Here is a 19,383-nt window from a genome sequence, read left to right as displayed (position 1 = left end):
CGACCGTCCACAGCAGGACGGGAGGCACGGTGCCCACCGGCACCGTGCCTCCCGTCCGTCGGGTCGTGCGGACCGCTACGCCGTCGCGGCGGCGACCACCTCGCGCAGCAGCGCGGCCGTCTCGGACGGCGTCTTGCCGACCTTGACGCCGGCGGCCTCGAGCGCCTGCTTCTTCGCCTCGGCGGTCCCGGCGGAACCGGAGACGATCGCGCCGGCGTGGCCCATGGTCTTGCCCTCGGGCGCGGTGAAGCCCGCGACGTAGCCGACGACCGGCTTCGTGACGTGCGCCTTGATGTAGTCGGCCGCGCGCTCCTCGGCGTCGCCGCCGATCTCGCCGATCATGACGATCGCCGTCGTCTCCGGGTCGGCCTCGAACGCGGCGAGCGCGTCGATGTGCGTCGTGCCGATGACCGGGTCGCCGCCGATGCCGATGGCGGTCGAGAAGCCCAGGTCACGCAGCTCGTACATCATCTGGTAGGTCAGGGTGCCGGACTTCGACACGAGACCGATCGGGCCCTTGCCGGTGATCGTCGCCGGGGTGATGCCGACGAGCGACTCCCCCGGGGTGATGATGCCGGGGCAGTTCGGGCCGATGATCCGGGTCTTCCCGCCCAGCGCCTTCGCGTGCGCCCAGAACTCCGCGGAGTCCTGCACGGGGATGCCCTCGGTGATGACGACGACGAGCGGGACCTCGGCGTCGATGGCCTCCATGACCGCGTCCTTCGCGAACGCCGGCGGGACGAAGACGATCGAGACGTCGGCACCGGTGGTGTCGACGGCTTCACGCACCGAGCCGAACACGGGGAGCTCGACGTCGCCGTGCGAGACGGTGGTGCCGGCCTTGCGGGCGTTCACGCCGCCGACGACCTGCGTGCCGGCCTTGAGCATGAGCGCGGTGTGCTTCGTGCCCTCGCCGCCGGTGATGCCCTGGACGATGACCTTCGAGTCCTTGTTGAGGAAGATCGACATTGCTCTGGTGCTCCTTACGCCGCGGCCGCGGCGAGCTCGGCGGCCTGCTCGGCCGCATCGTCCATGGTCTCGGCGACGGTGACGAGCGGGTGCGCCGCCTCCGCCAGGATCCGGCGACCCTCGTCCACGTTGTTGCCGTCCAGGCGCACGACGAGCGGCTTGGTCGCCGAGTCGCCGAGGATGCCGAGTGCGGCGACGATGCCGTTCGCCACGGCGTCGCAGGCGGTGATGCCACCGAAGACGTTCACGAACACGCTCTTCACCTGCGGGTCGCCGAGGATGACGTCGAGGCCGTTCGCCATGACCTCGGCCGAGGCGCCACCGCCGATGTCGAGGAAGTTCGCGGGCTTCACGCCACCGTGGCGCTCACCGGCGTACGCGACGACGTCGAGCGTCGACATGACGAGCCCTGCGCCGTTGCCGATGACGCCGACCTCGCCGTCGAGCTTCACGTAGTTCAGGCCGTGCTGCTTCGCCTTGGCCTCGAGCGGGTCCTCGCTCGCGGTGTCCTCGAGCTGCGCGTGACCCTCGTGGCGGAAGTCAGCGTTGTCGTCGAGCGACACCTTGCCGTCGAGGGCGAGGATCTGCCCGTCGCCGGTGCGGACCAGCGGGTTCACCTCGACGAGGGTGGCGTCCTCGCCGGCGAACACGTCGTAGAGCTTCACGAAGACGTCCGCGACCTGGTCCTGGAGCTCGGACGGGAAGTTCGCCTGGCGCGCGATGTCGAGCGCGGCTTCCTTGTTGATGCCCGTGAGCGGGTTCACCTCGACGCGCGCGAGCGCCTCGGGCTTCTCGACCGCGAGCTGCTCGATCTCCATGCCGCCCTCGACGCTGACGAGCGACAGGTACGAGCGGTTCGCCCGGTCGAGCAGCACCGAGAAGTAGAACTCCTCGGCGATGTCGGCACCCTGGGCGACCATCACGCGCTGCACGGTGTGGCCCTTGATGTCGAGGCCGAGGATCGCCTCCGCGTGCTCGTACGCCTCGTCCGGGGTCTTCGCGACCTTGACGCCGCCGGCCTTGCCGCGACCGCCGACCTTCACCTGCGCCTTGACGACGACCACGCCGCCGATCCGCTCGGCGGCCGCCCTCGCCTCTTCCGGGGTGTCGGCGGTGATGCCCTGCAGCACAGGGACGCCGTAGGACTCGAAGAGGTCCCTGGCCTGGTACTCGAAAAGATCCACGCTGTTCTTCTTCCCGCACGGTTCGTGCGATCGGCATCGGTCATCGGGTCGCGCACTCAACGTCGAGGGTCGCTCGATGTCGAGACAACGGCCGCGACCACCCTAGCGCCGCCACATGGACGGAGAGCACGTCCGTCCGGACACCGGTCGCGCCCGCTCGGCCGCGGGATGCGTCGGCACCGCGGAACGCCGGCCGGGAGGCACGCTCCACCCCCGTCTCGTCCCTCGCGGCCCCGGGTGGCCGGGGGACGCAGTCACCGGGTGGCCGGCCAGGCGGCACGGGGCACGGTCGACGGGTGCAGAAGGAACTCCGTACCCGCGCCGCCGACGTCTTCGGCTGGGACCTCCACCCCGAGCAGGAACAGGTCGTCGACGCCGTCCTCGACGGTCGCGACGCCCTGGCGCTCATGCCCACCGGCTCGGGGAAGTCCGCGATCTACCAGGTCGCCGCGCTCGCCCTGGACGGCCCGGTCGTCGTCGTCTCGCCCCTCGTGGCCCTGCAGGAGGACCAGGTCGTCGGCATCGAGGACCACCCGGACGCGCCCCGAGCCGTCACGATCAACGCCACCAGGGGCAGCCGGCAGCTCGAGGACGCGTGGGACGCCGTGGCGTCCGGCGAGGCCCGGTACGTGTTCCTGGCCCCCGAGCAACTGGCGAAGGACGAGGTCGTCGAGCGGCTGCGGGACGCCGGCGTCGCGCTCGTCACCGTCGACGAGGCGCACTGCGTGTCGAGCTGGGGGCACGACTTCCGCCCGGACTACCTGGTGCTCGGCGAGGTCGTGGAGCGCCTCGGGCGCCCGCCGGTGCTCGCGATGACCGCGACCGGGTCGACGCCCGTCCGCGCCGAGATCGTCGAGCGGCTCGGCATGCGGGACCCGCTGGTCGTCGCCACCGGCTTCGACCGGCCGAACCTGCGCTTCGAGGTCGCCCGGCACGCCGACGACGAGTCGAAGCGCGAGGCGGTCGTGGAGCAGGTCGTCGGACTCGAGGGGGTCGGCATCGTCTACGTCGCCACCCGCGCCGAGACCCTGGTGTACGCGGACGAACTCGTGGAGAGCGGTCGCCGGGCGAAGGCGTACCACGCGGGCCTCCGCGTGCGGGACCGCGAGCGGGTCCACCACGAGTTCCTCGACGGCGAGCTCGACGTCGTCGTCGCCACCAGCGCGTTCGGCATGGGGATCGACAAGCCGGACGTGCGCTTCGTCGTGCACGCCGACGTCCCCGAGTCGGTCGACGCCTACTACCAGGAGGTGGGCCGTGCCGGCCGCGACGGCGACGTCGGCCTCGCCACGATGCACTACCGCGCCGAGGACCTCGGCCTCCGACGCTTCTTCGCGTCCGGGTCGCCGCGCCCGGCCACCCTCCGTGCCGTGTTCGACGCCGTCCCCGCCGAGGGCTCGGTGGCCCGTTCCGAGCTCGCCGAACGCTCCGGGCTCGCCGCTCGCACCGCGGGCCGCGCCGCCAACGCTCTCGTCGACGCGGGCGCGCTCGACGACGGTGAGGACGGTCTCACCCGTCGACCGGACGGCCCCCGCGACGCCGAGGCGGCAGCGGGGCTGGCGAAGGCGCAGGCGAAGGAGCGCGAGGAGATCGAGGAGTCGCGCATCGCGATGATGCGCCGGTTCGCCGAGACCTCGGGCTGCCGCCGGCAGTTCCTGCTCGGGTACTTCGGTGACGAGCTCGCCGAGCCGTGCGGCAACTGCGACACGTGCACGGCCGGGACCGCCCAGGACGCGGACGCCCACGGTGCCGACGGTGCGAACGACGACGCCTGGCCCCCGGAGTCGCCCGTCGAGCACGCGCAGTGGGGTCGAGGGACGGTGATGAGCACGGAGGACGACCGGTTGACGGTGTTCTTCGAGTCCGTCGGCTACAAGACCCTCGGGCTGGCCGACGTCGAGGAACGGCACCTGCTCGAACGCGTCTGACGCGCCGGCGTCGGAGCCGGGGTGGGGAAGGCGCGGTCGCTCGACCACCCGTCGGCGACCGCGCTCCACTCCCCCGAGCACGGCGAGTGTGACCCGCGATCATGGACCGCAGGTGACGCCGAGGTGAACGGGACGCGAAACCGGACGAGGGGTGCGCAGACCGGACGACCACAGACCGGACGACCGGTCAGGCGGACGGCGTACACAGGAAGGCCCGACGGCCCCGGCGACCCGCTCCGGAGCCCGACCCTCCCACGGAAGGACTGCACCATGAGCGACCCCGGCATCAGCCCCGTCGACGACTTCGACGCCCAGGAGCGCCGCACCGACGACCTGGACCGCGAGCACGTGGGTCCGTACGAGGTCGACGAGTCCGAGGAGTCCCTCGAGACCGTCACGAACGACGCCGTCGCCGGCGAGACCGTCGAGCCCCAGCCGGGCGACGGAACCGACGACGGCCCCACCGGTGGCGCTCCGCGCGAGGGCTCGCCCGACCTGTGGGAGCACGACGACGACACCGAGCGTCCGGACCTCGGCGGCGACCTCGGCACGAAGCCGCTCTGAGCACGACACCCGCACGACCCCCACGGAGCACGGCCCAGTACGATCGGGCCGTGCTCCGTGGCGTCCGCGACCGTGTCCGTGCGACGCCCGCGCTGGCCCGGCTCCTCTCGCTGGCGTCCCTGCTGCTCGTCGCCGCGGCGGCGCACTCGGGTGCCCGGAGCGGCGGGGTCGCCTGGCTTCCGCTGCTCGTCGCGGGTGTCGTGCTCGCCCTGGTCACCGGCGCGACGGCGCACCGGTGGCCCCTGCCGGCCATCTGGCTGGTCGTGACACTGCTGGCGGCTGCGGGCGGCACACTCGTGAGCGTCGCGTGGCTGGTCGGCGCACTGATCGGCGGCGCAGTGGCCCTGGCCGCAGCCCTGTTCCTCGACACCGCAGCGCTGCGGCGGGCACGGCGATCCGGGACACGCCCGTGACGCGACGGCCGGGAGGCTCGTCCCACCCCCGCCCCGCCGGCCACGGCGACCGAACGGCGGACGGACGCGGTGCGACGGGCGGACCACGGGCCTCCCGTCCGGCACACGGTCACGTCGCCGACCGCGACCTGCGTCGGTGGCTGGCGGACAGCACACCCGTCGCGGCCGGTGGCCGCGCCATCCTGCTGCAGATCGCGGACCCGGTCGTCGCAGCCGGGGTCCGACGGCACTCCGACTTCGCCCGCCGACCGCAGCAGCGGCTGGCCCACACCCTGATGTTCGTGTACGCCGTCGTGATCGGGACCGAGACCGACGCTGCCGTGGCGACCGCGTTCGTCGACCGGGCGCACCGACCGGTCGAGGGCGCCGACGACGTCGACCGGCAGCGGTGGGTGGCGGCGACCCTGTTCGACTCCGCACGACGGGCACACGAGCTGTTCGGCGACCCCCTGTCGCCCGACGACGCCGAGCGTGTCCTGGCGGCCTACGCCCCGATCGCGACGTCCCTGCGCGTGCCCGCCGACGGTTGGTTCGCCTCGGTGGCCTCCTTCGACGTGTACTGGGGTGCGACCCTGCCCTCCCTGCACGTCACCGACGACGCGCGCGGGATCGTGCGCGACCTCCTGCACCCCCGCTTCGCACCGCTGTGGGTCCGCACCGCGATGCCGCTCGTCCGCATCGTCACCGTCGGCATGCTGCCGGACGCCCTGCGGACCGCGTACGGCTTCGCGTGGGGGCCGCGCGAGCAGCGGCGCTTCCGGCGGACCGTCGCGCTCGTCCGGTGCGTGCGGAGCCTCGTGCCGGGGTGGGCGCTCCGACTCCCGGGGCCGCTGCTGCTGCGGGCCATGCACCGGATCGCCGCGCGGTACGCCCACTGATCCCGACAAGTTCTTGTCATGTCGACAAGAACGGTGGTACGGTCGGAGCATGGCAGTCGAACTCAGCACCTGGGACGCCCAGGGCACACCGACGACACCGACGTTCTCCACGATGCGGTTCCCCGCGGGCGAGGCACACGTCAAGGTCCGGGACGACGCCGACGCGGGGGCGACCACCGAGATCGCGACCCTGCGCGGCACCGGCGGCGACGACCTGGTCATGCTCGGCATGTGGGCGGACGCGGTCCGACAGCGCGGGGCACGCTCGGTGGCGCTCGTCCCGTACCTGCCCGGAGCGCGGCAGGACCGCGGACTCCCCTTCGGCGCGAAGGTCTACGCGGACGTCCTGAACGGCTTCGCCATCGACCAGGTGATCGCCTTCGACCCCCACTCGCCCGTGATCGTCGGGCTGGTCGAGCGCCTCACCGTGGTGCCGAGCGAGCGGGTCGTGCACGACGCCGTCCTCGCCGGGTCCGACTACAGCGGCATCATCGCCCCGGACAAGGGCGCGGTCGCCCGGGCGGCGCTCGTCGCCGAGGCAGCCGGTCTCCCCCTGTTCCGCGCCGAGAAGCACCGCAACCCGGACACCGGCAAGCTCGACGGGTTCTCGTGCGAGCCGCTCCCCGAGACCGGTCGGCTGCTCGTCGTCGACGACATCTGCGACGGCGGCGGCACCTTCGCGGGCCTCGCCGGCTCGACCGGCCTGCCGGCGGAGCGCCTGGGCCTCTGGGTCTCGCACGGCGTCTTCTCCGGACGGGCCCCGCAGCTCGCCGAGCACTTCGGCGAGATCGTCACCACCGACAGCTACCCCGCACAGCAGGACGTCCCGGGCCTCCGCACCGTCCCGCTCAGCCCGTACCTCACGAAGGAGATCCGATGACGACCACGACGGGCCTCGAGCCCCGCACCACCACCGCGAGTCCGATCGCCCCGCTGCTGGCGGTCGACGGGTACAAGCACTCGCACCGGCAGGTCTACCCCGAGGGCACGACCCGGATCCTGATCAACTGGACGAACCGCTCGAACGCGCACATGCCCGAGTCGACCCACGCGGTGGTCTTCGGGCTGCAGGCGTTCGTGCAGCGGTACCTGGTCGAGGCGTGGGCGCCGTTCTTCGCCGCCGACGAGGACGAGGTCGCGCGGTTGTTCGAGCAGGCACTGCAGGGCTACTTCGGCCCGAACCACATCGGTGTCGACCACGTCCGCGCCCTGCACCGCCTCGGGTACCTCCCGCTCGAGATCCGGGCGCTCCCCGAGGGCACCCTCGCCCCGATCGGCGTCGCGACGCTGACGGTCGAGAACACCCTCGACGACTTCTTCTGGCTGCCGAACTACATCGAGACCGCCCTGTCGGCGTCGATCTGGCACCCCTCGACCGTCGCGACGAAGGCGCTCGAGTACCGGGACCTCATGGAGGAGTGGGCCGAGCGCACCGGCGCCGACCCGGCGAGCATCGACTTCGCCGCCCACGACTTCTCGTTCCGCGGGCAGACGAGCATCGAGTCCGCCGCCGCGGGCGGTGCCGGACACCTGCTGTCGTTCCTCGGCACCGACTCGATGCCGTCGCTCGACTTCATCGACCGCTACTACCCGGGCGACAACGGCTGGGTGGCGGCCAGCGTCCCCGCCACCGAGCACAGCGTGATGTGCGTCCGCGGCGCCGACGGCGAGCTCGAGACGTTCGCGCAGATCCTCGACGTGTACCCGACCGGCATCGTCTCGGCGGTGAGCGACGGCTTCGACCTGTTCAAGGTGATCACCGAGACGCTCCCGCAGCTCGAGGACCGCATCACGGCCCGCGACGGCAAGCTCGTCATCCGCCCGGACTCCGGCGACCCGGTCGACATCGTCACCGGCACCGTGCACGGCGTCGACCAGGCAGCGCTGACCGACCCGTCGCGCAGCCACGAGGAGAAGGGCGTCGTCGAGCTCCTCGACGAGCTGTTCGGGCACACCGTCAACGAGCGGGGCTTCAAGGTGCTCGACCAGCACATCGGCGTCATCTACGGCGACAGCATCACGCTCGACCGTGCCCGTCGCATCTACGAGCGCCTCGCCGCGAAGGGCTACGCGAGCGACAACGTCGTGCTCGGCATCGGGTCGTACACGTACCAGTACATGACGCGCGACAACCTCGGCAGCGCCGTGAAGGCCACGTGGGCCCTCGTCGACGGGCAGCCGGTCGACATCCAGAAGGACCCGAAGACCGGCAGCGGCAAGAAGAGCGCGAAGGGCCGCATCGCCCTGCACCGCGACGACACCGGCGAGATCCGCCAGACCGACGAGGCCACCGCCGAGGACGAGGCGACCAGCCTGCTCCAGCCCGTCTGGGTCGACGGCCGCTTCCGGGTGCACCAGTCGTTCGCCGACGTGCGCGAGACGCTCCGCACCGAACGCGCCGCCCGCGCGGCCCGCTGGGCGTCGGTGTGACCGACGCCCACACGGCGACCCGCGACCAGCCGCTCATCGCGATCGACGTCGTCCCGGTGTCGTTCACGGTGACGGAGGGTCTGCGGGTCGCCACCGCGCGCCGGGCGTACGACCCGTACGCCGGCCGGGAGGCGCTGCCCGGCGTGCTCCTGGACGCTGCGGAACGCCTCGCCGACGGTGCACGGCGCGCCCTGCGCACCAAGGCCGCCATCGGCACCGGGGCGGTGCGGCACCTCGCACAGGTCGGTGCGTTCGACGGCCCGTCCCGCGACCCGCGGGAGACCGCGATCAGCATCGCGTTCGCGGCGGTCGTGGCACCGGCGGTGGACGGCGGGCCCGTGGTGTGGAGGTCGACCGACGGGGGCGATCCGGGCCTCCCGTTCGACCACGACACGATCGTGCGGGCCGCCCTCGACCAGGTGCGCACCCGGCTCTGGCGGGACGTCCCGATGACACGCGCCCTGCTCGGTGACGTCTTCCCGACGAGTGCGGCGGCAGTACTCCACGCGGCGCTCCACGGGACCGCCCCGGATGCCGGCAACCTCAACCGTGCACTCCGGACGAACCCCGCGCTCGTCCGGACCGATGCCTCCCCGACGTCCACCGGCCGGGGCGGTCGTCCCCCGGCGACCTGGACGTGGACCGACTGAGCACGGTTGGGTGGGGGCATGTCCAGTTCGCTCTCCGGTGACGACTCCCTGCACCTGCCCGAGTTCGACGCGCCTCCCGCGTCCCCGTTCGACGCCGCCCGAGCCTGGCTCGACGGCGCCGCGGAGCGCGAGGTGTCCGAGCCGATGTCGATGACCCTCGCGACCGCCGGCACCGACGGGCGGGTGTCCGCCCGCACCGTCGACGTGAAGCGGCTCGACGACCGCGGGCTGGTGTTCGGCACCTCGACGCTGAGCCCGAAGGGACGGCAGCTGGCGGACAACCCGCACGCGGCGCTGCAGGTGTACTGGCGCGAGAGCATGCAGCAGCTGCGCTTCGAGGGCCGGGCCGTGCAGCTGTCCGACGAGGAGTCCGACGCGCTGTTCGCCGACCGCTCGCCGAAGTCACGCGCCGCCACCGCGATCGCCGACCAGTCGGACGTGCTCGAACCGCGCACGCTGCAGGACCTGATCGACGACGCGAACGTGCTGCTCGACGAGAGCGACGACGACGTGCCGCGCCCGGAGGGCTGGGTGGCGTGGCGGCTCGAGCCCGACGTGGTGGAGTTCTGGCAGGGCAGCCGCGACCGGATGCACCGGCGGCTGCAGTACGTCCGCGCCGGTGACGGCTGGGACGTGGCGCGGCTGCAGCCGTAGCGCTGCGAGGTCGGCGCGGTCGGCCGCGGGCGCGGCTGGCGCGGCGGGGCCGGCGGCGCCCCGCACAACCGTGAGCACCTCGCGCCACGGAACCCCACGGCGCGACGTGCTCCGCGTTGTGCAGCGGCACGTCGAACCAGGACTCCGACATCGAACCAGCCGCCGGTGCTGGTTCGACGTCGGGAACGTGGCTCGACGCCGACGGCAGGGCCAGCGGTACCGTCGTCGGATGGGGACCACGCACGCGCTCACCGTCCGACCGGCCGACGTGCGAGACGCCGACGCGATCGCCGCCGTGCACGTGCAGGCGTGGCGCGAGGCCTACGCCCACCTCCTGCCGGCGGAGTTCCTCGCGGCCCTCGACGTCGATGCCCGCGCGGCACGATGGCGCGGGATCATCGCCGAGCCCGGTGTCGACGTGCTCGTCGCCACCGTCGGCGACGCGATCGTCGGCTGGGCGTCCGCGGGGCCCGGTCGCGGCGAGGCCCCGCGGGACCGCGAGCTCGAGGGCATCGACGTCCTCGCCGCGCAGCACGGAGCGGGCGTCGGACAGGCGTTGCTCGACGCCGCGATCGGCACCGCGCCCGCGTTCCTCTGGGTCGCCGACGGCAACGCGCGCGCCGAGGCCTTCTACCGCCGGAACGGCTTCGAGCGGGACGGCACCGTCAAGCACGAACCGATCGGCCCGCACGGGCTCGATGCGGTCCGGATGGTGCGCTGACCTCCCGCCCTCGACCGCGGCGCGGCTCGATCAGCACGCGGGCTGAGCGCCGGGTGGTCATCGTCCAGAGATCACCTGCGAGTGCGAAATCTGGAACATCACATGCTGTTCCCTGGACTCAGGAGCGCCGGACCAGCCGCCGCTCCCCGATCCCAGGAGGAACCATGACCACCTCGAAGCACCTGCTCGCCACCGCCGTCGCCACCTGCGCGCTGGGCGCAGCCCTCGTCGGCGGGACGTCCGTCGCGAACGCCGCGCCCGCGACACCGACCGACCCCGCTGCGAGCACGACGAGCGCCCCGGCTGCCGCCGCACAGGACCCCGGAGCGGGCGGCATCGCGGTCTCGCGCAACGCCGACGGCACGGAGGACGTCCGACCCATGACCGACGAGGAGCGCTCGGAGATGGACGGGAAGTGGTCCCCCGTGGATCGCTGAGCTGACCGGGTGCCGGTCGACCCGCCCGGGTCGACCGGCACCACCGCGCCCGCTGCCGTCAGAGCTTCTCGATCGGCGCGATCTTGATGAGCAACTTCTTGCGACCCGCGGCGTCGAAGGCGATCTCGGCGATGCGCTTCGCGCCCTGCCCGGTCACCGCGGACACCGTGCCCTCGCCGAAGTCGACGTGCTTGATGCGGTCTCCGGCGACGAGTTCCATGTCACCGTTGTCCCGGACCTGCCCGGACACCCGGTTCGCCCACTCGGTCTTCGGACGGGTCTTCGCCGCCGCGGCCGCACGGTCGTAGGAACCGCCGCCGAAGCCGCCACCGCCGCGGTAGCCACCGCCGCCCCCGCCGGCACCGCCGAAGCCACCCGGACCGCCACCGCGACGGGCGTTCAGCGCGCGCGGTTCGGTCCCCCCACGGCTGTTCGCCATGCCGGGCGACTGCTTCCACTCGATCAGTCCCTCGGGGATCTCCTGCAGGAAGCGGGACGGCATCGCCACGTTGACGTCGCCGAACTGCGCGCGGGTCATCGCCAGCGACAGGAAGAGCGACTTCTTCGCTCGGGTGATGCCGACGTAGAAGAGCCGGCGTTCCTCGGCGGGGCCGCCCGGCTCGTTCGCGGACATCCGGTGCGGCAGCAGGTCCTCCTCGACGCCGGTGAGGAACACCGCGTCGTACTCCAGGCCCTTCGCCGTGTGCAGCGTCATGAGCGACACGGTGCCGGACGAGTCGTCGAGCTCGTCGGCCGCTGCGACCAGGGAGACCTCGGTCAGGAAGTCGGACAGGGTGCCCTCGGGGTTGTTCTTCTGGAACTCCCGCGTCACCGCCACGAGCTCGTCGATGTTGTCCGCACGCGCCGCGTCCTGCGCGTCGGGCGACTTCCGCAGGTTCTCGAGCAGCCCGGAGCCGTCGAGCAGCTGCGTGAGCGTGTCGACCACCGGCTGGGTCGCGGCGCGCGAAGCGACGTCGTCGAGCAGCGCTGCGAACGACGTGATCGCGGTCCGCACCTTCGGCCCGAACCCGAGCTCGTCGGCGTGCCGCAGGGCGTCGCGCATCGAGGTCTCGTGCTCGTCGGCGTAGCGCTGCAGTGCCGTCTCCGTCACGGCACCGATGCCGCGCTTGGGCACGTTGAGGATGCGCCGGAGCGACAGCGGATCAGCCGGGTTGGCGACGGTGATCAGGTACGCCATGGCGTCCTTGATCTCGGCACGCTCGTAGAACTTCGTGCCGCCGAGCACCCGGTACGGGATCGCCGAGCGGATGAAGATCTCCTCGAGCGCACGCGTCTGCGAGTTGGTCCGGTAGAACACGGCCATGTCCCGGTACGACGTGCCCTCGTCGTGCAGGCGCTGGATCTCGTCGGCGACGAACTGCGCTTCGTCGTGGCCGGTGTACCCGGTGAAGCCGACGATCTTGTCGCCGGCCCCGACGTCGGTGAACAGGTTCTTCGCCTGGCGGTCGAAGTTGTTCGCGATGACGGCGTTCGCAGCGTCGAGGATCGTCTGCGTCGACCGGTAGTTCTGCTCGAGCAGGATCACCTTCGAGTTCGGGAAGTCCCGCTCGAACTCGACGATGTTCCGGATGTCCGCGCCGCGGAAGGCGTAGATCGACTGGTCCGAGTCACCGACGACGGTGAGCGATGCCGGGGCGATCGACCCGTCGGCCTCGCGCATCCGGGCGACGTGCTGTCCGGTGTCCTCGAGCTTGTCGACCTGCTCGACGGGCACCGGGCGGGTGAGCTCGCGGATCAGGGCGTACTGCGCGTGGTTGGTGTCCTGGTACTCGTCGACCAGGACGAACCGGAAGCGGCGCTGGTAGAGCGCGGCGACCTCGGGGAACGCGCGGAACAGGAAGACGGTCTGCCCGATCAGGTCGTCGAAGTCGAAGGCGTTCGCCCGACGGAGCTCGTTCGTGTAGCGCCGGAACACCTCCGTGAACATGACCTCCTGCGGGTCGTTCACGTTGATGTTCCGGGCGTAGGTGTCGACGTCCTGCAGCTCGTTCTTGAGCTTCGAGATCTTCGACGCCGCGGCGCCGACGGTCAGCCCGAGGGAGTCCGCCTCGAGCTCCTTGATGATCCGCTTGAGGAGTGCACGGGAGTCCGCGGAGTCGTAGATCGTGAACGACTGCGGGAACCCGAAGCGCTCGGCCTCGCGCCGGAGGATCCGCACGCACGCCGAGTGGAACGTCGAGATCCACATGCCCTCGGCGGCCTGCCCGACCAGGGCCTGCACGCGCTCGCGCATCTCGGCGGCGGCCTTGTTCGTGAACGTGATGGCGAGGATCTGCGACGGCCAGGCCTCGCGGTTCGCCAGCAGCAGGGCGATGCGGCGGGTGAGCACGCTCGTCTTGCCCGATCCGGCACCGGCCACGATGAGCAGGGACTCGCCGCGGTACTCGACGGCTTCCTTCTGCTGGGGGTTGAGACCCGCCGTGAAGGGGTCGTCGTACCCGCCGGGGCGGTTGCCCGCGCCCGGCTCGGGGGACTGGTCGAAGGGGTCGAGCACGATCGTCATGACCGGGTCAGTCTAGGCGCGCCCTCCGACAGGCGCAGCGGCTGCGGTCCGTGGGCCGCGGGACACACTGCGACGCACCAGGACCGGGATCGGGTCCGACGGCGGACAGGCTGTCGGGCATGAGGACGTGGACCGCAGGTGACGCCGTCGAGCTCGTCGAGCGGAGCTGGGTCTGGATGTCGTTCTTCACGACGCCGGTGACGATCACGGTCGGGGCCGGCTGGTCCTTCCTCGCCGACGGCGGCATCGGGAGCCCCGAGGGCCCGCCCGCTCTCGCCCTCACGATCGTCCTCCTCGCCGTCGTCGCGGGGCTCGTGACGATCGGGGGCGGGGCCGTGGCGCTCCCCTGCACGTACGCACTCGGGTGGGCGCTCGCCCGGATCTCCGCCCGCCGCGGCGTGCACGTCGTCGCGCACGCACTGCTCGCCGGCGGCCTGGCGGCGCTCTGCGTCTGGGTGCTCGAGACGTACTGGTCGCACGCGTGGGCACCCCTCCCGGCCTTCCGCCTGCTCATCTCGGTCTCGGCTGCGGCCGCTGCTGCGATCGCCACCTGGCGGACCGCCCGCGCGACCGCGGCGGTGCGGCGACGACGACTCCGCGGCGTGTGGACGCGGGGAGCTGACGGATCAGTCGGTGGCGCTGTCGACGAGTGACCGCGCCCGCACCGCCAGGTCCGGGTGGTCCGCGAACACCCCGTCCACCCCGGTCCGCACGACCGAGGTGAACCACCGCTCCCAGTCGCCGTGCGCTGCCACGTCGCCCCCGCGCCGCAGTGGCGCCGGCAGGAACCGGTTCTCCGGCCGGAGCGTCCACGTGTAGACGGCGAGCCCCGCAGCGTGCGCGCGCTCGACGATGACGCTCCGGACCGGGCGCGGGTCGTCGACGGCGACGCTGTCGACCCCCGCCATCAGGGTCTTCACGTCGACGCTGATGCCGTGGAACTCCGCGGCGAACCCGGCCAGCGCGGCGTCCGTGCGCTCCGACGCCCACGAGGGAGCCGCCGATCCGTGGGCGGCGACCTCGTCCGCGGCACTGCCACGGGCCTCCTGGAGGTACACGAGCCGACCACCCGTCCCCCGTGCGCCGAGCTGACGGAGCACCGTCTTCTCGAACGACTCGATCGTCAGCCGGTCGTCGCCGCGCCACCCGGCGTCCCCGAGCGTGTCGTCGAGCAGCTGCGCCATCGGGAAGCCGGCCTGCTCGAAGAAGTGCGCGTGCTTGACCTCGGCGACGAGCCCGACCGGTCGGGGCGCCGCGTCGAGGATGCCGAGCAGGTCCTCGAGCCGCAGGACGCCGTCCTCCCCGTCGTGCGCGGCGGACGCCGGACGCAGCTGGGGAAGGCGCTCCCGGACCCGGAGCGTCCGCAGCTCGTCCCACGTGAAGTCCTCGGTGAACCAGCCCGTCACGCTCTGGCCGTCGACGGTCTTCGTCGTGCGCAGGTGTGCGAACTCGGGGTGGTCGGCGACGTCCGTCGTGCCGGACACCTCGTTCTCGTGCCGCAGCACGAGCACGCCGTCCTTCGTCGGCACGAGGTCCGGCTCGATCGCGTCGGCACCGAGGCCGACGGCCAGTTCGTAGGCACTCCGGGAGTGCTCCGGTCGGTGGCCGGAGGCACCACGGTGGGCGATCACACGGGTCATGCGCCGAACCGTAGCCGCTCGACCCTGCCCGCAGGTGTCCTCACGGTGTGCCTGTGGACACATCCGTTCAGCCGTCGCCCCTCGTTCCCAGGCCGCCCGCGGAGGGTCGCTCCGTGACCGTCCGACACCTCTCCACCGCCGTCGAGGCCCGCATCGACCGCGCGGCCCGCCGCCTGCTCGACGCCGGGCACCAGCCGCACCGCCCGGGCCGTCTCGCCCTGACCGAGTTCCTGGTGTTCGGCGCGAAGCAGGCGTGGGCGTGCACGTTCGGGGTGCTGCTCCTCGCGACGATGGTCGTGGTGCACCTGACCGTGCCGCCCGGGGCCCGGAACGACGTCCTCACGATGTCCGCGGCGGCGATCCAGGTCGCGATGCTCGTGTTCGGCCTCGAGACGGTCCGGGAGCTCCGGGTGGTGATGGTCTTCCACGTGGTCGGCACGGTGATGGAGGTCTTCAAGACCCACGTCGGCTCGTGGGAGTACGCGGGCGACGGCTGGCTCGTGGTGGCGGGCGTGCCGCTCTTCTCCGGGTTCATGTACGGCGCGGTCGGGTCGTACATGGTCCGGGTCGTGCGGCTGTTCGACCTGCGCTTCGACCGGTACCCGCGGCAGTGGTCGCTCGTGCTCGTCGCGGCGGGCATCTACGCGAACTTCTTCGGGCACCACTTCGTGTGGGACGCGCGGTACGTGCTGCTCGCCCTGGTCGTGGCCCTGTTCGCACGCACCACGATGCACGTCCGCGTGCACCGCGCGACGCTGCGGATGCCGGTCCTGCTCGCGATGGCCCTCGTCGCGCTGTTCATCTGGCTGGCCGAGAACGTCGCGACCTGGGCCGGCGCCTGGTCCTACCCGGCGCAGGCGGGAGCGTGGCAGCCGGTCGCGCCGACGAAGGTCGTCGCCTGGCTGCTGCTCATGGTCGTCTCGGTCGCGCTGGTCTCGTGGCTGTACCCGCAGGTCCGGTCGGCTCCGGCGGTCGCCGACCGACGGCGTGCGGGCACCGACCGGCCGGGAGGCGCGGCCCGACGCCGCCCCGCAGGCGCCCGTCCGGCGGTCGGCCAGCTCACGACGAGCTCGGGGCAGCCACGCAGACCGCGACCGTAGGCTCCCGGTGTCGGGACCACCGGGTCCCGCTTCCGCTCGCCGCGAATCCTCAGCCTTCCGCGACGGGGCGCCCCTAGGCTGAGAGGACGTAAATCTCCGAGGAAGAGGACACCATGGCCTTCAAGCCCGGTTTCGACCAGTCCCCCGCCTTCAACGACCAGGGCCGTGGCGCCTGGGGCGCCGGCGCTGGTCAGCAGCAGGCGGGCTGGGGACGCACCCCACAGCAGGGACAGTACCCGCAGCAGGGCGGCATGACGCCCGAGCAGCTGCAGTACATGTACGACCGCCCGACGGCGAGCCCGGTCGACACCGACCGCATGTCGTACGAAGACACCATCGTCAAGACGCTGCTCGCGTTCGGCGTGCTCCTCGTCGGTGCCGTCGCCGGCTGGAACCTGCCGCCGATCGTCTGGATCGTCGGCGCGATCGTCGGGTTCGTGCTCGCGCTCGTCAACACGTTCAAGAAGAAGCCGTCGCCGGGGCTCGTCCTGGCGTACGCGTTCTTCGAGGGCCTGTTCGTCGGCGGCATCTCGGCGATGTTCAACAGCCGGTTCGACGGCATCGTCACGCAGGCCGTGTTCGGCACCCTCGGTGTCTTCGCGGTCACGCTGCTGCTCTTCACGTCCGGCAAGGTGCGCGCGACGCCGAAGGCGACCCGGTTCTTCCTCGTCGCGATGGTCGGCTACCTGGTCTTCTCGCTCGTGAACCTCGTGCTCATGTGGACCGGCGTGACGAACTCCGCGTTCGGTCTCCGGAGCTTCGAGATCTTCGGCATCCCGCTGGGCGTCATCATCGGTATCTTCGTGGTGCTCATGGCGGCGTACTCGCTGGTGCTCGACTTCGACCAGATCAAGACCGGCGTCCAGCGCGGCGCTCCCCGCATCTACGCCTGGACCGCGGCGTTCGGTCTCATCGTCACCCTCGTGTGGCTGTACATCGAGATCCTGCGCATCCTCGCGATCCTGGCGAGCAACCGCGAGTAGCTCGCACCTGATCGACACGAAGGGCCCCGGCACACGCCGGGGCCCTTCGTCGTGTGTCGGGAGGTCGGCGCCCGCCCCGACATGTTCTCGTCGCACGACATGCCGCTCACCTCTCGCACGAGCGGCATGTCGTGCGACCGGCACGTCCGCTGGCGGCACGTCGTGCGACCGGGGCGGACCAACCGGGCGACCCGGACGGGCTGAGAGCGGCACGGAGACGCGGCGAGGGCCCGGCACGCAGTGCGTACCGGGCCCTCGGGGCGTCAGGGAGTGGTCACTCCCACTCGATCGTCCCCGGCGGCTTCGACGTGACGTCGAGCACGACGCGGTTCACGTCGGGAACCTCGTTCGTGATGCGGTTCGAGATCTTCGCCAGGGTGTCGTACGGCAGGCGCGTCCAGTCGGCGGTCATGGCGTCCTCCGACGAGACCGGACGGAGCACGATCGGGTGGCCGTAGGTACGACCGTCACCCTGGACGCCCACGGAGCGGACGTCAGCGAGCAGGACGACCGGGCACTGCCAGATCTCCTCGTCGAGGCCGGCCGCGGTGAGCTCCTCGCGCGCGATCTTGTCCGCGGCCCGGAGCAGCTCGAGGCGGTCCTTCGTGACCTCGCCGACGATGCGGATGCCGAGCCCGGGGCCGGGGAACGGCTGGCGGCCGACGATGACCTCGGGCAGCCCGAGCTCGCGGCCGACGGCTCGCACCTCGTCCTTGAACAGGGTGCGCAGCGGCTCGACGAGCTCGAACGTCATGTCCTCGGGCAGGCCGCCGACGTTGTGGTGCGACTTGATGTTCGCGGTGCCGGATCCGCCGCCGGACTCGACCACGTCGGGGTAGAGCGTGCCCTGGACGAGGAACTTGACCTCTCCGGCATCATCGTCGCCGCGCGCCTCGAGCACGAGGGCCTCGGCCGCCGCCTCGAACGTGCGGATGAACTCGCGCCCGATGATCTTGCGCTTCTGCTCGGGGTCGCTGACGCCGGCGAGGGCGTCGAGGAACTGCTGCTCGGCGTCGACCGTGACCAGGCGGACACCGGTCGAGGCGACGTAGTCCTCCTCCACCTGCTTGCGCTCGTCGGCGCGCAGGAGCCCGTGGTCGACGAAGACGCAGGTGAGCTGGTCACCGACGGCCCTGTGCACCAGGGCCGCGGCGACGGCGGAGTCGACACCGCCCGAGAGCCCGGCGATGACGCGTGCCGAGCCCACCTGCGCGCGGATCCGCTCGACCTGCTCCTCGATGACGTTCGCGGAGTTCCAGTCACCGGGGAGGCCTGCGGCGCGGTGCAGGAAGTTCTCGAGCACGGCCTGGCCGTACGCGGAGTGCTTCACCTCGGGGTGCCACTGCACGCCGTAGAGCTTGCGCTCGTCGGAGGCGAACGCGGCGACCGGGGTCGAGGCGCTCGACGCGAGGACCGCGAAGCCCTCCGGCGCCTTCGCCACGGAGTCGCCGTGCGACATCCACGTGACCTGGGACTCGGGCTGGTCACCGAGCAGCACGCTGTCGGTGCCCGACACGGTCACGTCGGTGGCGCCGTACTCGCGGAGGCCGGTGTGCGCGACCTCACCGCCGAGCGACTTCGCCATGGCCTGGAAGCCGTAGCAGATGCCGAGCACGGGCACGCCGAGGTCGAGGATCTCACCGTCGAGGGACGGCGCACCGTCCTCGTACACGGACGACGGACCACCGGAGAGCACGATGGCCGCCGGGTCCTTCTCGCGGACCTCGTCCGCCGTGATCGAGTGCGGGACGATCTCGCTGTAGACGTTCGCCTCACGCACGCGCCGTGCGATCAGCTGGGCGTACTGCGCGCCGAAGTCGACGACCAGGACGGGGCGCTGTTCGGTCTCGCTCACCGAGCGGCCTCCTTCTCACGCTGCTGGGCAGCGGTCAGCTCGTGGTAGGTGTCCATGGCCTTCTGCTGCATGCGGTGCTCCACCACGAAGGACATGAACGGGATGATGCCGCCGAGGGCGATGAGCAGGAAGCGCGACGGCCTCCAGCGCATGATGCTCCACAGGCGGAAGTCCGTGAACAGGTACAGCACGTAGAGCCAGCCGTGCGCGATGAGGATCGCGATCGACAGGTTGAACGTGCCGGGTGCTTCGCCCGCGGTGCCGTTCGGCACGAAGAACGGGCCGTTGCCGAGCTGCATCTCGAGCTGCAGCGGCGTGTACTTGATGACGACCTCGATCACGAGCGCGAGCAGCAGCACGCCGGTGATGTACGCGGAGACGCGGTACCACTTCACCGCGCCCGGGATCTTCGGGATGTCACGCGTGCGGACGGTCAGGGCCATGGGGTCGATC

At 71.8% G+C, this 19,383-nt stretch carries 19 protein-coding genes; 13 read left to right on the top strand and 6 right to left on the bottom strand.

The features are described 5' to 3' along the window. Positions 1–75: 75 nt before the first annotated feature. Together sucD and sucC are read right to left on the bottom strand one after the other, a co-directional pair. Positions 76–969 carry a succinate--CoA ligase subunit alpha gene (gene sucD / locus ACH0A8_RS07110; protein ID WP_271826383.1) on the bottom strand — a complete coding sequence of 298 codons (894 nt, stop codon included), beginning with the start codon at positions 967–969 and terminating at the stop codon, positions 76–78. Between the two features lie 14 nt (positions 970–983). Continuing rightward, positions 984–2,153, bottom strand: coding sequence for an ADP-forming succinate--CoA ligase subunit beta (gene sucC / locus ACH0A8_RS07105; protein WP_066656857.1), 1,170 nt, complete (start codon positions 2,151–2,153; stop codon positions 984–986). Between the two features lie 296 nt (positions 2,154–2,449). Here sucC and ACH0A8_RS07100 point away from each other — a divergent pair, with 296 nt between their 5' ends. The 10 genes from ACH0A8_RS07100 (at position 2,450) to ACH0A8_RS07055 (ending at position 10,828) form a co-directional block, all read left to right on the top strand. Then, positions 2,450–4,081 (top strand): RecQ family ATP-dependent DNA helicase, encoded by a 1,632-nt coding sequence (locus ACH0A8_RS07100; RefSeq protein WP_251155222.1) that lies wholly within the window; start codon positions 2,450–2,452, stop codon positions 4,079–4,081. Between the two features lie 270 nt (positions 4,082–4,351). Next, entirely contained in the window at positions 4,352–4,645 is a 294-nt protein-coding gene (locus ACH0A8_RS07095; RefSeq protein ID WP_066656863.1) for a hypothetical protein, read from the top strand. A 50-nt stretch (positions 4,646–4,695) separates the two neighbouring features. After that, positions 4,696–5,058 (top strand): hypothetical protein, encoded by a 363-nt coding sequence (locus ACH0A8_RS07090; RefSeq protein WP_209685331.1) that lies wholly within the window; start codon positions 4,696–4,698, stop codon positions 5,056–5,058. Then, positions 5,055–5,936 (top strand): oxygenase MpaB family protein, encoded by an 882-nt coding sequence (locus tag ACH0A8_RS07085; protein WP_271826381.1) that lies wholly within the window; start codon positions 5,055–5,057, stop codon positions 5,934–5,936. Before ACH0A8_RS07090 ends, ACH0A8_RS07085 begins: the two co-directional genes overlap by 4 nt. 49 nt (positions 5,937–5,985) lie before the next feature. Continuing rightward, positions 5,986–6,816 carry a hypothetical protein gene (locus ACH0A8_RS07080; protein WP_066656877.1) on the top strand — a complete coding sequence of 277 codons (831 nt, stop codon included), beginning with the start codon at positions 5,986–5,988 and terminating at the stop codon, positions 6,814–6,816. After that, positions 6,813–8,366 carry a nicotinate phosphoribosyltransferase gene (locus ACH0A8_RS07075; RefSeq protein ID WP_271826380.1) on the top strand — a complete coding sequence of 518 codons (1,554 nt, stop codon included), beginning with the start codon at positions 6,813–6,815 and terminating at the stop codon, positions 8,364–8,366. Before ACH0A8_RS07080 ends, ACH0A8_RS07075 begins: the two co-directional genes overlap by 4 nt. Beyond that, positions 8,363–9,016 carry a hypothetical protein gene (locus ACH0A8_RS07070; protein WP_406906874.1) on the top strand — a complete coding sequence of 218 codons (654 nt, stop codon included), beginning with the start codon at positions 8,363–8,365 and terminating at the stop codon, positions 9,014–9,016. The genes ACH0A8_RS07075 and ACH0A8_RS07070 overlap by 4 nt, the downstream gene beginning before the upstream one ends. An 18-nt stretch (positions 9,017–9,034) precedes the next feature. Continuing rightward, positions 9,035–9,670 carry a pyridoxal 5'-phosphate synthase gene (locus ACH0A8_RS07065; protein WP_406906873.1) on the top strand — a complete coding sequence of 212 codons (636 nt, stop codon included), beginning with the start codon at positions 9,035–9,037 and terminating at the stop codon, positions 9,668–9,670. A gap of 229 nt (positions 9,671–9,899) precedes the next feature. Further along, positions 9,900–10,391 (top strand): GNAT family N-acetyltransferase, encoded by a 492-nt coding sequence (locus tag ACH0A8_RS07060; protein ID WP_251160923.1) that lies wholly within the window; start codon positions 9,900–9,902, stop codon positions 10,389–10,391. Between the two features lie 164 nt (positions 10,392–10,555). Then, entirely contained in the window at positions 10,556–10,828 is a 273-nt protein-coding gene (locus tag ACH0A8_RS07055; RefSeq protein ID WP_251160922.1) for a hypothetical protein, read from the top strand. A 58-nt stretch (positions 10,829–10,886) separates the two neighbouring features. Here ACH0A8_RS07055 and ACH0A8_RS07050 read toward each other — a convergent pair whose 3' ends face one another. Further along, positions 10,887–13,352: an ATP-dependent helicase gene (locus tag ACH0A8_RS07050; RefSeq protein WP_066656896.1), complete on the bottom strand. Its 2,466-nt coding sequence runs from the start codon at positions 13,350–13,352 to the stop codon at positions 10,887–10,889. A 119-nt stretch (positions 13,353–13,471) separates the two neighbouring features. Between ACH0A8_RS07050 and ACH0A8_RS07045 the strand changes: the two genes are divergently transcribed. Continuing rightward, the gene (locus tag ACH0A8_RS07045) at positions 13,472–14,005 is read left to right on the top strand and encodes a hypothetical protein (RefSeq protein ID WP_066656906.1); all 534 of its coding nucleotides are present in this window, start codon (positions 13,472–13,474) and stop codon (positions 14,003–14,005) included. On the opposite strand, the gene ACH0A8_RS07040 is transcribed toward ACH0A8_RS07045, so the two are convergent. Next, complete coding sequence (locus ACH0A8_RS07040) at positions 13,979–14,992, bottom strand: glycerophosphodiester phosphodiesterase family protein (protein ID WP_066656908.1); 1,014 nt, start codon at positions 14,990–14,992, stop codon at positions 13,979–13,981. The genes ACH0A8_RS07045 and ACH0A8_RS07040 overlap by 27 nt on opposite strands. A 113-nt stretch (positions 14,993–15,105) precedes the next feature. On the opposite strand from ACH0A8_RS07040, the gene ACH0A8_RS07035 reads away from it, so the two are divergent. Together ACH0A8_RS07035 and ACH0A8_RS07030 are read left to right on the top strand one after the other, a co-directional pair. Continuing rightward, positions 15,106–16,092 (top strand): DUF817 domain-containing protein, encoded by a 987-nt coding sequence (locus tag ACH0A8_RS07035; RefSeq protein WP_406906872.1) that lies wholly within the window; start codon positions 15,106–15,108, stop codon positions 16,090–16,092. Between the two features lie 113 nt (positions 16,093–16,205). Next, the gene (locus tag ACH0A8_RS07030; RefSeq protein ID WP_066656910.1) at positions 16,206–17,075 is read left to right on the top strand and encodes a Bax inhibitor-1/YccA family protein; all 870 of its coding nucleotides are present in this window, start codon (positions 16,206–16,208) and stop codon (positions 17,073–17,075) included. Between the two features lie 274 nt (positions 17,076–17,349). Here the strand turns inward: ACH0A8_RS07030 and guaA are convergent, their stop codons facing one another. Both guaA and ACH0A8_RS07020 read right to left on the bottom strand, forming a co-directional pair. Then, positions 17,350–18,930, bottom strand: a complete 1,581-nt coding sequence (gene guaA, locus ACH0A8_RS07025) for a glutamine-hydrolyzing GMP synthase (protein ID WP_066656912.1) — start codon at positions 18,928–18,930, stop codon at positions 17,350–17,352. Continuing rightward, positions 18,927–19,373 carry a DUF3817 domain-containing protein gene (locus ACH0A8_RS07020; RefSeq protein ID WP_066656914.1) on the bottom strand — a complete coding sequence of 149 codons (447 nt, stop codon included), beginning with the start codon at positions 19,371–19,373 and terminating at the stop codon, positions 18,927–18,929. The genes guaA and ACH0A8_RS07020 overlap by 4 nt, the downstream gene beginning before the upstream one ends. Between the last annotated feature and the right edge of the window lie 10 nt (positions 19,374–19,383).

Source organism: Curtobacterium sp. 179-B 9B NHS (assembly GCF_045370965.1).
Lineage (GTDB): Bacteria > Actinomycetota > Actinomycetes > Actinomycetales > Microbacteriaceae > Curtobacterium.
This window is presented reverse-complemented; position numbering and strand designations above follow the sequence as displayed.

Coding starts and splice junctions, on each gene's coding strand:
- ACH0A8_RS07020 (WP_066656914.1), bottom strand. CDS start 19,373: ATGGCCCTGACCGTCCGCACGCGTGACATCCCGAAGATCCCGGGCGCG.
- ACH0A8_RS07050 (WP_066656896.1), bottom strand. CDS start 13,352: ATGACGATCGTGCTCGACCCCTTCGACCAGTCCCCCGAGCCGGGCGCG.
- ACH0A8_RS07055 (WP_251160922.1), top strand. CDS start 10,556: ATGACCACCTCGAAGCACCTGCTCGCCACCGCCGTCGCCACCTGCGCG.
- ACH0A8_RS07045 (WP_066656906.1), top strand. CDS start 13,472: ATGAGGACGTGGACCGCAGGTGACGCCGTCGAGCTCGTCGAGCGGAGC.
- ACH0A8_RS07030 (WP_066656910.1), top strand. CDS start 16,206: ATGGCCTTCAAGCCCGGTTTCGACCAGTCCCCCGCCTTCAACGACCAG.
- ACH0A8_RS07095 (WP_066656863.1), top strand. CDS start 4,352: ATGAGCGACCCCGGCATCAGCCCCGTCGACGACTTCGACGCCCAGGAG.
- ACH0A8_RS07040 (WP_066656908.1), bottom strand. CDS start 14,992: ATGACCCGTGTGATCGCCCACCGTGGTGCCTCCGGCCACCGACCGGAG.
- ACH0A8_RS07060 (WP_251160923.1), top strand. CDS start 9,900: ATGGGGACCACGCACGCGCTCACCGTCCGACCGGCCGACGTGCGAGAC.
- ACH0A8_RS07065 (WP_406906873.1), top strand. CDS start 9,035: ATGTCCAGTTCGCTCTCCGGTGACGACTCCCTGCACCTGCCCGAGTTC.
- ACH0A8_RS07080 (WP_066656877.1), top strand. CDS start 5,986: ATGGCAGTCGAACTCAGCACCTGGGACGCCCAGGGCACACCGACGACA.
- sucD (WP_271826383.1), bottom strand. CDS start 969: ATGTCGATCTTCCTCAACAAGGACTCGAAGGTCATCGTCCAGGGCATC.
- ACH0A8_RS07075 (WP_271826380.1), top strand. CDS start 6,813: ATGACGACCACGACGGGCCTCGAGCCCCGCACCACCACCGCGAGTCCG.